13 protein-coding genes are annotated in these 12,356 nt (G+C 70.7%); 7 read left to right on the forward strand and 6 right to left on the reverse strand.

Annotated elements, in window-relative coordinates; all coding sequences use genetic code 11:
- Positions 1-7: 7 nt before the first annotated feature.
- From OG417_RS32315 to OG417_RS32345, 7 genes are all read left to right on the forward strand, one after another.
- The gene (locus tag OG417_RS32315; protein WP_329236559.1) at positions 8-1,411 is read left to right on the forward strand and encodes a trehalose-6-phosphate synthase; all 1,404 of its coding nucleotides are present in this window, start codon (positions 8-10) and stop codon (positions 1,409-1,411) included.
- Entirely contained in the window at positions 1,408-2,199 is a 792-nt protein-coding gene (locus OG417_RS32320; RefSeq protein ID WP_329236560.1) for a cupin domain-containing protein, read from the forward strand. Before OG417_RS32315 ends, OG417_RS32320 begins: the two co-directional genes overlap by 4 nt.
- The gene (locus tag OG417_RS32325) at positions 2,196-2,837 is read left to right on the forward strand and encodes a D-sedoheptulose-7-phosphate isomerase (RefSeq protein WP_329236562.1); all 642 of its coding nucleotides are present in this window, start codon (positions 2,196-2,198) and stop codon (positions 2,835-2,837) included. The genes OG417_RS32320 and OG417_RS32325 overlap by 4 nt, the downstream gene beginning before the upstream one ends.
- 591 nt (positions 2,838-3,428) lie before the next feature.
- Positions 3,429-4,235, forward strand: coding sequence for a hypothetical protein (locus tag OG417_RS32330; RefSeq protein ID WP_329236564.1), 807 nt, complete (start codon positions 3,429-3,431; stop codon positions 4,233-4,235).
- A gap of 50 nt (positions 4,236-4,285) precedes the next feature.
- Positions 4,286-5,089: a hypothetical protein gene (locus OG417_RS32335; protein ID WP_329236566.1), complete on the forward strand. Its 804-nt coding sequence runs from the start codon at positions 4,286-4,288 to the stop codon at positions 5,087-5,089.
- Positions 5,090-5,188: 99 nt separating this feature from the next.
- Positions 5,189-6,235: a hypothetical protein gene (locus OG417_RS32340; protein ID WP_329236568.1), complete on the forward strand. Its 1,047-nt coding sequence runs from the start codon at positions 5,189-5,191 to the stop codon at positions 6,233-6,235.
- Positions 6,174-6,848, forward strand: a complete 675-nt coding sequence (locus tag OG417_RS32345) for a TetR/AcrR family transcriptional regulator (RefSeq protein ID WP_329236571.1) — start codon at positions 6,174-6,176, stop codon at positions 6,846-6,848. The genes OG417_RS32340 and OG417_RS32345 overlap by 62 nt, the downstream gene beginning before the upstream one ends.
- Here the strand turns inward: OG417_RS32345 and paaE are convergent.
- The 6 genes from paaE to OG417_RS32375 form a co-directional block, all read right to left on the reverse strand.
- Positions 6,836-7,927, reverse strand: coding sequence for a 1,2-phenylacetyl-CoA epoxidase subunit PaaE (paaE, locus tag OG417_RS32350; protein WP_329236573.1), 1,092 nt, complete (start codon positions 7,925-7,927; stop codon positions 6,836-6,838). The two genes, OG417_RS32345 and paaE, sit on opposite strands and share 13 nt — an antisense overlap.
- Before the next feature lie 69 nt (positions 7,928-7,996).
- Positions 7,997-8,494 (reverse strand): 1,2-phenylacetyl-CoA epoxidase subunit PaaD, encoded by a 498-nt coding sequence (gene paaD, locus OG417_RS32355; protein ID WP_329236576.1) that lies wholly within the window; start codon positions 8,492-8,494, stop codon positions 7,997-7,999.
- Positions 8,491-9,408 (reverse strand): 1,2-phenylacetyl-CoA epoxidase subunit PaaC, encoded by a 918-nt coding sequence (gene paaC / locus OG417_RS32360; RefSeq protein WP_329236578.1) that lies wholly within the window; start codon positions 9,406-9,408, stop codon positions 8,491-8,493. Before paaC ends, paaD begins: the two co-directional genes overlap by 4 nt.
- A 10-nt stretch (positions 9,409-9,418) precedes the next feature.
- A complete protein-coding gene (paaB, locus tag OG417_RS32365; RefSeq protein WP_329236580.1) occupies positions 9,419-9,712 on the reverse strand; it encodes a 1,2-phenylacetyl-CoA epoxidase subunit PaaB in 294 nt (97 codons plus the stop codon).
- Positions 9,709-10,668 (reverse strand): 1,2-phenylacetyl-CoA epoxidase subunit PaaA, encoded by a 960-nt coding sequence (gene paaA / locus OG417_RS32370; RefSeq protein WP_329236583.1) that lies wholly within the window; start codon positions 10,666-10,668, stop codon positions 9,709-9,711. Before paaA ends, paaB begins: the two co-directional genes overlap by 4 nt.
- Before the next feature lie 127 nt (positions 10,669-10,795).
- Entirely contained in the window at positions 10,796-12,352 is a 1,557-nt protein-coding gene (locus OG417_RS32375) for a GMC family oxidoreductase (protein ID WP_329236585.1), read from the reverse strand.
- Positions 12,353-12,356: the final 4 nt, after the last annotated feature.

Genomic DNA, 12,356 nt, shown 5'->3' on the forward strand with positions numbered 1-12,356 from the left:
GACCGGTTTGAAACTGATCGTTTGCAGCAACAGCGCACCGCGGTGGGAGGAGGGCGCCGGTCTGCTCCCCCGCTCGCCGGGCGGGCTGGTGCCACTGCTGGCCACGCTGCTCGGCCGGCACGGGGGCGACTGGGTGTGCACGATGCCGCCGGACGACTCCGCCGCGTCCGGCGACGGCTCCGCCGAGGTGACCGCGCTGCCCGGCGGCGTGACCCTGCACCGGCTGCGCCTGCCCCGGGAGACGGCCGACCGGCACTACGAGACGGTCGGCGTACGGCTGCTGCTGTGGCTGTTCCACTATCTGCTCGACACCGCACGGCAGCCCGAGGGGCGGCTCGCGGAGGCGTGGTCGGCCTACGAGGCGGTCAACCGGGCGTACGCCGACCGGCTCGCGACCCTCATGACGGGGTCGCCGGAGGAGTTCGTGCTGGTCAACGACCATCACCTGTTCCTGGTGCCGGAGATGCTCGGGCCGCGGGCGGAAGGCCGCGGCCGGGTCGCGTTCTTCCAGGGGCTGCCCTGGTGCGAACCCGACTACTTCGGCGTCCTCCCCGCGCACATCCGCGATCGGATCCTCACCGGCCTGCTGTGCGCCGACGTGATCGGCTTCCACTGCACCCGGTGGGCGCGCGCGTTCCTGGGCTGCTGCGCGCGGTTCCTGCCCGGCTGCGCGGTCGACGACCGGGGCGTGACGTACGACGGACGCCGGACCCGGGTCATCGTCGCACCGTTCCCGCTGGACGTCGCGATGGTGGAGCGGCTGCGCGACGAGCCGGCCACCGCGCGGTGGCGGGAGCGGCTGGACCGCGACGCCCGCGGACGGCGGGTGATCGCCCGCGCCGACCGCATCGACCTGTGGAAGAACCTGCCGCGGGGCTTCGCCGCGTACCGGAGCCTGCTGGAGCGCGAACCCGGGCTGGGCGGCGAGTGGTGGTTCTGCGCGGTGGCCACGCCGCCGGGCCGCCCGACCGAGCGCACCCGGGCGCTCCAGCGCGAGTGCGAGGACCTGGTGGCCGGCATCAACGAACGGTTCGGCGCCCCCGGCCGGCCGGCCGTCTCACTGATCTATCCGGACCTGCCCACCACGCGGAACTGCGTGGTGGCCGCCCTGTCCGGAGCCGACCTGGCGCTGGTGAATCCGACGTTCGACGGGATGAACCTGGTCGCCAAGGAGGCCCTCTACCTCGGCGAGCACGCCCGGCTGCTGCTCTCGGTCAACGCGGGCGCGTACGAGCAGCTGGCCGGCCACGTGACGCCGGTGGACCCGTTCGACGTCGAGGGCACCGCCTCGGTCATGCGCGAGGCGATGGCCTCCGGCGTGGCCCCGGAGGAGAGGGCGGCGGCACGACGGCTGCTGCGCGAGCAGGACGCGAACCACTGGCTGGACCGGATGATGGGAGCGCAACGATGAGAACGACCGAGGTCACCACCGATTACGGGTGCACGAGCCGGCTCGCCGATCCGGCCGCCGCCGGCGCCTATCTGTTCGCCGAGCACACGATCGAGGCCGGACGGGCGACCCCGTTCGTCACCCATCCCCGCGACCACCGCAGCTTCGTGGTCATCGCGGGCCGGGTGCGGCTGGAGACCCCGCACGGCGACGGACCGCCGAGGACGTTCGGTCACCTGGACGGCTGGCACGCCCTGCCGGGATGCGCCCACCGGATCGTCAACGACGGCGCCGAACCGGCGATCGTCATCGAGGCCGGCTCCGTCCTGGGAGAGACGGTGACCGGCGCCGGCCTCCGGGCGGCGACCTGCCGCTGCCCGGACGTGTCGGACTACACGGTGGACAAGCCCTGGGGCGGCGAGGTCTGGTACACCCGCAACCTGCCCGACGTGCCGTACGCCCTGAAGCGCATCCGGATGACCGAAGGGCACCAGTCGTCGCTGCAGTCCCACCGGCAGAAGCTGGAGACGAACTACGTCATCGAGGGTGAGGCCACGGTGCTGAGCGGAGCGACCGCGCCGGACGACCTCGACGCGGTGATCGACATGGAGCGGCTGACGACCACCGTCCACCGCCCTCGCTCGGGCTGGACCAACCCGCCGAACGACCTCCACCGGGTGATCGCGCGGACCGACTACACCTCCATCGAGGTCTCCACCCCCGAGCTGGACGACGTCATCCGGTGGCAGGACGACGCGGGGCGCGGGCACGGCCGGATCGAGTCCGAGCACGCGGGAGGCCGGTCGTGACCCTCGCCGAGACCATCGGGCTCTACCTCGCCGAGAAGCGCCGCATCGTGGAGGACTTCCCGGTGGAGGTCCTGGAGCGGGCCGCCGAAATGCTGTTCGCGACCTACGACGAGGGCGGCACCGTCTACGCCATGGCCAACGGCGGCAACGCCGGCACCCTCGACCACTTCTACTGCGACTTCAAGCACCATCCGTTCGTGACCGAGGACAAGACCCGGCCGCTTCCGCCGGACGTGAAACGCCTGTCGTTCGTCAACCTGTGCTCGTCGGCCGCCGAGCTGACCGGACTCGTCAACGACATCGGCGCCGAGGACATGTTCGCGGCGTCCCTGGCGCCCGTCGTCGGCCCCGGGGACCTGGTGATGGCCTACTCCGGCAGCGGCAACTCGCCGAACGTCGTGAAGGCGCTGCGGGTCGCGGTCGACGCGGGCGCGAGGACGTTCGCGATGACCAAGGGAGACGGCGGCCGGTGCAGGGAGCTGGCCGAGGTCTGCCTGGTGGTGCCCGGAACCTCCCAATTCCCCGGCCAGGTCGGCAAGAACGACAACAACTTCCACTTCGAGGACCTCATGCTGTCGGTCAACCACATGCTCGTCGGCCTCCTGAAACAGCGCGTCGCCGAGCGTCACCTGGCCTGACCGCCCTTTCCGCCCGACCCGAACCCGCCAGTCCTCGCCGAGATACAAAAAGGAATTCGGTCCTAGGGGCATTGAACAAAAGAGCCCTGACCGAGGAACGCGAACGGCTTCTCGCCGCCTCGGCCGAGGAGGTCTCGGTCAAGGCGCGACCCGCGACAGGACCACCGCGCGCGGAGCCGGCGGCGCGCCCGAAGGGAAAGCAGCCGGAGACCCACACCTCCGCGTCCGTCAACGACAAACTGGCGAAGTTCGCGCGATCACTCGACCAGCTCGCCCAGCACCGCATCTTCCAGTGGTCGACCGATTATCGCCAGCAGCTCTCCAGCTATTTCGACTGGTTCTTCGGCGTGACGGACCGAGCCACGCCTCGGCGGGGACCTCCAACAGCGGATCGGCCACCATTCCCGGGAGATCTTCCAGAAGGGGTTCGACTACCTTCAGGAGCAGAGCGAGACCGTTGAGTACGCCGTCACGAAGTCAATCAAAGGACTCCAGGCGTTCCTGGACCTGCCCATCGAATTCTATTCCGCGAAACTCCCACTCGCGGCGGACGTCCGGACCGCACGCCGGCTTCGTGCCCTGACCTCCGCCATGCTCACCGGCATCTTGGACGGCTACACCGATGTGGAATTCGGAGAGGCCGCCGGAGGGCAGATTCTGCCTCGGTACGGCCGCAGCTCGGGACACTCGCTGGCTTTCCTGACGGCGGCCGACCTTGAGTATCTGGTGTCGAAGCCGGAGACCGGCGACTTCCGCGACGGCGTCAGCAACAACGTGGTTCCCCTGGTCGAGGCGCTCGACAAGATCGGAACGGGACGAAGTCACGCGCCTCTCCCGGCACTGTCACAGTTCCTGTGGAGCCACGCGGAACGACGACTGGAGATATCGCTACGGCCGTCCTCACTCGCGTCGAACCAGCAGCTGATCCAGATCCAGTGCCACTTCCAGTTCATCGACCGCGCCGCTCTCGACGAGGCCAGCACCCGCAACGTCACACTGCTCATCGGTCCGGCCCGCGGAGACCTGCGCACCTTCATCAACACGAGCCGGCACCTGCGGGACATCACCGTCACCACCGACGGCGACCCCGCCACCACGGAGACCGCGCGTGAGGCGATCCTCAGCATCCTGAATTTCAGGTCCTACCGTCAGGGGACGCGTTCCGCGCTGAGCCAGCCGCTGTCCCACAACCACGCGCGCGACTTCCCAATGGATCGCCCTCGGCTCCTGCGCTTCGCGCATGTCTATCGCCAGAGTGTTCAGGATCTGCTGCGGACGTTCGATCGAAGAAACGGCGTGCGGCTCTGGTGCAGTATCCAGAGGAGCGGGAAGACCACCGCCGGTCTCGACCTGGGCTCCACAACCGCCCGCTCTACGGTCAATTCCTGTCCGATCTGATCGCCAGGTGCGGAGTACTCCGCCAAGGCGACGGCGATCGCATCGTTCTCGTGCTCGACGAGTACGAGACCCTCTTCGGCGAGTTCCGCAAGGCGCTGCGCATCGAGCCGGACATCAGATACCCGGTCATCCAGCCTCTGCTGGACCAGATGGTCGGGTTCAGCCATGACAACCTCCTGGTCTTCCTCGGACAGCAGCCCGACGCGCACCACATCCTGATGGATCAGAACCAGCTCAGCCCCTACGTCAGGCAGGATCCCTTCCCGCTGTTCTTCCACGAGCACGGGGATGCCGGCGAGGAGTTCACCCAGTTCGTGGCCAAGGTCCTGGCCAACCGGATGGACTTCGAGCCGTCGTTCACCGACGGTCTGTTCCAGGAGACCTCAGGCCACCCGTTCCTCACCGTCAAGCTGCTGATCGACCTCGTGGACCGGTTGATCGATATCGGCCGTCCCGCGGCCGGCCTGCGACTCACCGGCGAGGACATGGCGGAGTTCGCCAAGGTCCGACTGCGCAAAGAGCGGTTCAACATGATCCGGGAGTACGTCTTCTTCCGGAAGGCGGCCGCAGAGGCGATGAGCGCGCTCGGGCGGGAGCAGACCCCTTGGCTCCACGCGGTATACGTGTGCCTCAGTGAGATCGGACGGTCCTCACCGCAGACCCTGACCTGCACGCGGGACGACTTCAGAAGGATCGCCGAGGACGTGACGCAACGGATGAGCGAGGATCCCGATCTCCTGCTTTCCAGCGGGGCGCAGAGCAATTTCTTCGTCTTCGACGAGGACACGGTCCGCCCCAGGATTCCGCTGTTGTGCAGGATCGCGGCCATCTCTCGCGGGAAGACCGGCGCATGAGCCCGCGCCACAACGCGGTCGAGCCCGCCCGGCTGGCAGACGAGATCCGGGCGGAGGGACGGCCGCTCCACCGATGAGCTGAACGTCTACTGGTACCAGGTGATGGGAGGGCGGGAAGACTACGCCGGCAAGCTGCGGGAGGAGTTCGCCGGCCAGAGGGTCATCGTGCTGATCGTCCGCAATGCCGCATTCACCATCGCCAACAGCCTGCTCCAGGATTTGATCGCCTTGCTGAACGACAACAGGGCTGTCTGCGAGCGGAAGCTCGGCGAACTCGGGCCCGAACGCCGGGCCACCGTCGTGCTGATCGCCCGCAGCGAACTGGCGGTGCCACAGATCTTCTCGCCCGTGATGATGCCCGACTGGTGGCCGGGGGACGGCCGCGAGCTGATGGTCGGCATCGAGGATCTCACGTGGCTTGTCGAGGCCCCGCTGGACAGCAACGAGAACGCGATCCAAGGGATATGCGAACTCCTGTTCCACGTGGAGACGAACCTTGTCGCGCGGCTGGACAAGGTGCATTCCGGTGGCCGGCCGGAGCTGGAGCGGCTGGTCTCCCGCCTTGGCGGAAAGCAACGCGCCGCGGACTTCCTGGCGGGGGCCCATGACGCACACCGCGAGGTGAGCAGTGCTTGGTCGTTCCGGCCCAGCATGACAGAGGCCCGCTACCTCGTCGCACAGCTGTGGCGAACCGTCAGGCGGACGCCGCCGGACGAACTGCACCTCGCCGCGAAGGATCTGTGCGCGGCTCTGGCGCTCCCCAAGGAGATGCCCGGCGAATGGCGGGAGAGCATCGTGACCCTGCTGATGCGGCCGTCCAGCAGGCGACAGTCCGAGGAGCAGCGATTCGCAACGAACGTCTTCTACACCGTCAGTGCGGCTTGCCAGTTCGTCACCGTCTCCAAGCACGCCGACGCCAACCCGGCCTATCCGATCCCCCCTGACCCGGTCCCTCTCCTACGACCTGCGGCGTTCGCTCGACTCGATCGCCGACGTCCTGTTGGCCCTGCGATAGCGCCCGCCCGTTGCCGAGTAAGCCACTGCCTCCGGCTCGCGTCGGTGAGAGCGGACCTATGCTGCGTACGTGACGACAACCGGGCCCGCCGCACCGACGCCGCGTCGCCGCCGGGGCCGTCCGGGGTATGACCAGCCGGCGATCCTGCGCGCCGCGGTCGAGCTGTTCAACCGCAAGGGGTACGACGCGACGAGCGTGGGAGACCTGGCCAGGGAGCTGGGCCTGACGAAACCGGCGATCTACCACCACGTCACGAGCAAGGAGCAGCTGCTCGGCCAGGCGCTCGACGACGCTCTCGACGAGCTGACCGCCGCCGTGACCGAGGCCTCCCACGAGCGGGCCGGGACGACCGCCTACGAGCGCCTGCGCGCGATGGTGCGGCGCAGCGTCGAGGTCCTCGTGGCGCACCAGTCCTCCGTCACGCTCCTGCTGCGTGTGCGGGGCAACAGCGAGGTCGAGCTGGCCGCCCTCGAACGGCGCCGCTGGCTCGACGACCGCCTCGCCGCGCTCGTCGCGGACGCGGTCGCCGAGGGCGCCCTGCGCGACGACGTGCCGCCGATGCTGGTCAGCCGGCTGCTGTTCGGCATGGTGAACTCGCTGGTCGAGTGGTACCGCCCGGACGGGGCCTACGATCCCGCGACGGTCGCCGACGCGATCATCGCCATCGCCTTCGACGGCCTGGCCCGCTACGAGCGCCGGCCGCCCCGTCGGAGCGGCGGCGGCGGCGGGCCTCAGGCGTCGTAGTCGACGGTCACGTTCTCCCCGACCGGGAACGTCTGGCAGGTGAGAACGAAGCCGGCGTTCACCTCGGATGGTTCGAGGGCGTAGTTGCGGCGCATGTCGACCTCTCCCTCGCGGACGACGGCACGGCACGTACCGCAGACGCCGCCCTTGCAGGCGAACGGCAGGTCGGCGCGCGTGGCCTGGGCGCCGTCGAGGATCGTCGTCTCGCGCGAGACGGTGGAGGTGGTGCGCAGGCCGTCCAGCACCGTGGTGAGCTCGGTCGTCGCGCCAGGAGGGATGCCGTGCTCCTCCCGCCGCGGGCGCGGTGGGGGCGCGTCCACGTAGAAGAGCTCGACGTGCACGCGGTCCGCGGGGACGCCGAGGCCGGTGAGCACCGGCCGCGCGTCCTGGATCATCTCCAGCGGGCCGCACAGCCAGACGTGGTCGAACACCTCGACCGGGATGAGGCCGGTGAGAATGCGGCGGAGCCGGTCGGCGTCGAGCCGGCCGGAGAAGAGCTCGACGTCGCGCGGCTCGCGGGAGAGCACGTGGGCGATCTGGAGGCGCGGGCCGTAGCGGTTCTTCAGGTCGCCGAGCTCCTCGGCGAACATGACGGTGCGGCTCGTCCGGTTGCCGTAGAGGAGCGAGACCTGGGCCGCGGGGTGGGTAAGCACCGTCGAGGCGACCGACAGCATCGGGGTGATGCCCGATCCGGCGGCGACGCACAGGTGCCGTTCGCCCAGAGCCGGGTCGGCGTGCCACGAACCGGTCGGGGGCAGCACCTCGATGCGGGTTCCGGGCACCACCTCGCGCACGAGCCAGGAGGAGAAGAGCCCGCCGGGGATCTCGCGGACGCCGATCCGCGGCGCGGCGCCGGCGGGCGCGCAGATGGAGTACGACCGGCGGTGCTCCCGCCCGTCGATGACGCGGCGCAGGGTGAGCGACTGCCCCGCCCGGAACGCGTACGCCTCGCGCAGCTCGGCGGGCACGGCGAAGGTGATCGCCACGGCGTCCTCGCACAGGTGGTCCACGGCCGCCACGGTCAGCGGATGGAAGACCGCGTGCCGGGCCGGCGCCGAAACGGGCGCGAGCGTGGTCATGAGTCCTCCTTCGTCGGGGAGGGTGACCACGAGGACGCGCCTTCGATTCCCTCGCTTCGCTCGGTCATGTCAGATCTCCTTGACGTGCTCGAACGGCTCGAGGCAGTCGGTGCAGCGGTAGAGGGCCTTGCAGGCGGTGGCGCCGAACTCCGACGTCAGCCGGGTGGCCGCCGAGCCGCAGCGCGGGCAGGGCGGGGCGAGCCGGGGCGGCCCGAGCGTGAGCATCACCGGCCCGGCCGGCCGGGCGGCGGGTCCCGGCGGCGACAGCCCGGCCTCCCGCAGCGCGGCGCGCCCGCGCTCGGAGATCCAGTCGCTCGTCCAGGGCGGGTCGAGGACCACCCGCACCTCGACGTGGGGGAACCCGGCGTCCTTCAGCCGGTGAACGAGGTCGTCGCGCATGGTCGCCATGGCCGGGCAGCCGGTGTACGTCGGCGTGATCGAGACGACGACGGCGTTCGGTTCCACCTCCACGCCGCGGAGCACGCCGAGGTCGGCGAGGGTGAGCATCGGCATCTCGGGGTCGCGCACCTGCCCGGCGACCTCGGCGGCGCGTTCGCGGACGCTCACCAGCGCCCGCTCGGGTGTGCGCGGGCGACCACCTGCATCTCGGCGAGCAGCCGGCTGAGGGCCTCGGTGTGCGTGCCGTGACGGCCGGTCCGGCCGCCGACACCGGCGAGCGGCGCGCGGTCCGGGCGGTCGACGCCGCTCACGGCGAGCACCTGGTCGAGGACGGCGTCCACCTCGTCGCGGGTGGACGCCGGATCCACGCCGACGCCCGCATCGGCGAGGGAGCGTTCGAGGGGGTGCGTGGAGACCAGCTCGTCTCGGAGGGGCCACAGGGCGTCGAGGGCCGCGACGAGCCTGCGGTGCGACTCGTCGGTGCCCTGCGCGAGCGTGAGGAACCATCGCCCCGCCCAGTCACGGTGGTAGGTGACCTCTTTGACGCCCTTGGCCGCGACCGCGGCCAGCACCTTGTCATCGCTCGCGCGCAGCCGTTCCAGCAGCGCGAGCCGGGCCACCGAGAACAGCAGCAGTCGGACGACGACGTGCGCGAAGTCACCGTTCGCCACTTCGGCGAGCCGCACGTTGCGGAACTGTCCGGCCTCGCGGAAGAAGGCGAGCGCGTCCTCCGCGGGCACCGGCGAGCCCTCGGGGAGGAGCGGTACGACGCCCGGGTCCGCGGCGCCCGCCCGCGCCAGCAGCAGGCGCGCCTGGCCGAGGAGGTCGAGGGCCATGTTCGCCAGCGCGATGTCCTCTTCGAGGTCGGGCGCGCGGCTGCACCACTCCGACAGGCGCTGCGACATGATCAGGGCGTCGTCGCCGAGCATGAGGCAGTAAAGGGCGAGGTCGGCGCGGTCGACGCCGTCCGGCACCGTCGTGTCCACCCCGGCCAGCGGATCCTCGAAGTCGGTGCCGAAGGCCCACTGGGAGGAGTCACCCCCGAGCAGGCCGTCGAAGATGCTGCCCTGTTCGTCGGTCATGAGTTCGCTCTCACATGTGCGGGACGTCGCCGGGGATCTCGTAGAAGGTCGGGTGGCGGTAGACCTTGTCGCCGTTCGGCGCGAACAGGGGGTCCTTCTCGTCCGGGCTGGAGGCGGTGATGGCGTCGGCCCGTACGACCCAGATGCTCACGCCCTCGTTGCGCCGGGTGTAGACGTCGCGCGCGTGCCGCAGGGCCATCACGTCGTCCGGGGCGTGCAGCGATCCGACGTGCACGTGGTTCAGCCCGCGCTTGCCGCGGACGAACACCTCATAGAGCGGCCACTCCCGCCGGTCGCCGCTCACCGGGCACCCGTCTCGGACCGCTCCGCGAACGCCGACGCGGCCTCGCGCACCCAGGCGCCGTCCTCGTGCGCCGCCCGCCGGTGGGCCAGCCGCTGGGCGTTGCACGGTCCGTTCCCGGCGATGACCGCGGCCAGCTCCTCCCAGTCCGGCTCGCCGAAGTCGTAGTGACCCCGCTCCTCGTTCCAGCGCAGGGCCGGGTCGGGCAGGGTCACCCCGAGCGCCTCCGCCTGCGGAACCGTCATGTCGACGAACTTCTGCCGCAGCTCGTCGTTGGAGTTGCGCTTGACGCCCCAGGCCATCGACCGCGCGCTGTTGGGCGACTGCGCGTCCGGCGGGCCGAACATCATCAGACTCGGCCACCAGAACCGGTCGACCGACTCCTGGACCATGGCGCGCTGCGCGTCGGTGCCGCGCATCATCGTCATGAGCAGCTCATACCCCTGCCGCTGGTGGAAGGACTCCTCCTTGCAGATGCGGATCATGGCGCGGCCGTACGGTCCGTAGGAGGTGCGGCAGAGCGGCACCTGGTTGCAGATCGCCGCTCCGTCGACGAGCCAGCCGATCGTGCCGACGTCGGCGTAGGACAGCGTCGGATAGTTGAAGATCGAGGAGTACTTCTGCCGGCCGGTGAGCAGCAGCTCGGTCAGCTCCGCGCGGGAGACGCCGAGGGTCTCGCACGCCGAGTAGAGGTAGAGGCCGTGGCCGGCCTCGTCCTGCACCTTGGCCAGGAGGATCGCCTTGCGGCGCAGCGACGGGGCGCGGCCGATCCAGTTGCCCTCGGGCTGCATGCCGATGATCTCCGAGTGGGCGTGCTGGGCGATCTGGCGCACGAGCGTCCTGCGGTAGGCCTCCGGCATCCAGTCGCGGGGCTCGATGCGGTCGTGGCGCGCGATGGTCGCGTCGAACGCGGCCTGCAGCCGCTCGTCTGGATCGCGCTCCGTGGAGGTCGTCGTCATCTGCCCTCCCGAGGCAATTACTTATCGCTCGGTCAGTAATAAGGTCGCACGGACCGGGCCGTCCGCGCAACCGTCACGGCGCAGGCGTTCGCGCGGCCGTCACGGCGCACGCGTTCCGCGGGACGGCTCAGGCGAGACGGTCGGCCATGAGCTCGCCGACCATGATCGAGGCCAGGTTGGTGTTGGCCCGCGGGACGGACGGGAAGATCGACGCGTCGACCACGCGCAGACCGTCGACTCCGAGGACGCGGCACGACGGGTCGACCACCGTGGCGGCGTCGCCGGGCGCGCCCATCCGGCACGTGCTCGTGCCGTGCTGGGCGTCCACCACGGTGGCGAGCAGATGGTCGTCGAGCCCGGCGTCGTCGTCCAGCACCGCGAACAGTTCGCCGTTCCGCGCCTCGATCGAGCCCTCGACGATCGGGGCGACCTCGGCTCCGCGGGCCAGCTCGACCAGCGCGCGGACTCCTTCTCGCAGCCGCTCGCGGTCACGGGCGTCCGACAGCATCCGCTCCCGCACCTCCGGCTGTGCCTCGGGGTCGGCGGACGTCAGCGTCAGCACGCCGCGCGAGTGGTTGTGGTTCAGCCACACGCCCAGGCCGCCCGCGGGCCACCGCGTGTCGGCGGCCTGCATGGACAGCACGTTCTGGTTCATCGAGACGAACATCAGGTCATACGGCACGGCACCGCCGGCGTGGCGGACGCAGACGTTGGTGTGCCGGTCGTCCGCCGTCCGGATGGCCGCCTCCTCGGTCAGCGGCAGGTCGACGACGACCATCGGGTGGTCCTGCATGCCGAGGCCGACCGGGAGGTCCTGCCGCACCGTGATGCCGAGCCGCCGCAGGGCGTCCGCCGGGCCCACGCCCGATCGCATCAGGATCGCCGGAGAGTGGATCACTCCCGCGCTGAGCACCACCTCGTCCGCGTACTCGGTCACCGCCGTGCCGGCCACGACGGCCCGGACGCCGACCGCGCGGTCACCGGCGAACACGACCCGGTCGACCAGGGCGTCGCCGCGGATGGTGAGGCCGGGCAGGGACCGGGCCGGTTCGAGATAGGCGTCGTTGACCGAGACCCTGCGCCCGGAGCGCGAGTTGATCGGGTACGGCGAGACCCCGCTCGCGCCGGGCGCGTTCACGTCCGGCGCCCAGGGATGGCCCGCCGCCAGCGCGGCGGCGCACAGGGCGGCGTCCACCGTCCCCCATCGCTCCCGCGGCGTACGGAAGATCGGGGTCGGCCCGCCACGCCCGTGGTACGCCTCGTCGCCGAACTCCTCGTCGTCCTCCAGCTTCGCGAAGTAGGGCAGCACGTCCTCGGCCGACCAGCCGGCGCATCCCGCCGCGGCCCAGTCGTCGAAGTCCTCCATCGGCGGGCGGATCGCGATCTGCCCGTTGATCGACGAGCTGCCGCCCACCCCCCGGCCGCGCCAGTACGGGGCCGGCGCCTGCCCGTCGGTGCGCGAGGAGTCGACGCCCACCCACACGAGGTGCTCCCCGGCGCCGGGGTCGAGCAGCGCGCGGGCCGGGTTCGGCGACCGCCACACCTCCGGCATCTCCGCCGACCGGTAGTCGGGCCCGGCCTCCAGGAGCAGGACGCGCCTTCCCCGCTCGGCGGAGCGGACGGCGAGCGCCGCTCCGGCGGAGCCCGCACCGACGACGATGAGGTCCCAGCCCGGGTCCGTCATGGCG

The sequence above is a fragment of the Actinoallomurus sp. NBC_01490 genome (genome assembly GCF_036227085.1).
Classification (GTDB): domain Bacteria; phylum Actinomycetota; class Actinomycetes; order Streptosporangiales; family Streptosporangiaceae; genus Actinoallomurus; species Actinoallomurus oryzae.

Coding starts and splice junctions, on each gene's coding strand:
- paaA (WP_329236583.1), bottom strand. CDS start 10,668: ATGACGACGACCTCCACGGAGCGCGATCCAGACGAGCGGCTGCAGGCC.
- paaE (WP_329236573.1), bottom strand. CDS start 7,927: ATGACCACGCTCGCGCCCGTTTCGGCGCCGGCCCGGCACGCGGTCTTC.
- OG417_RS32320 (WP_329236560.1), top strand. CDS start 1,408: ATGAGAACGACCGAGGTCACCACCGATTACGGGTGCACGAGCCGGCTC.
- OG417_RS32330 (WP_329236564.1), top strand. CDS start 3,429: ATGCTCACCGGCATCTTGGACGGCTACACCGATGTGGAATTCGGAGAG.
- paaC (WP_329236578.1), bottom strand. CDS start 9,408: ATGACCGACGAACAGGGCAGCATCTTCGACGGCCTGCTCGGGGGTGAC.
- OG417_RS32375 (WP_329236585.1), bottom strand. CDS start 12,352: ATGACGGACCCGGGCTGGGACCTCATCGTCGTCGGTGCGGGCTCCGCC.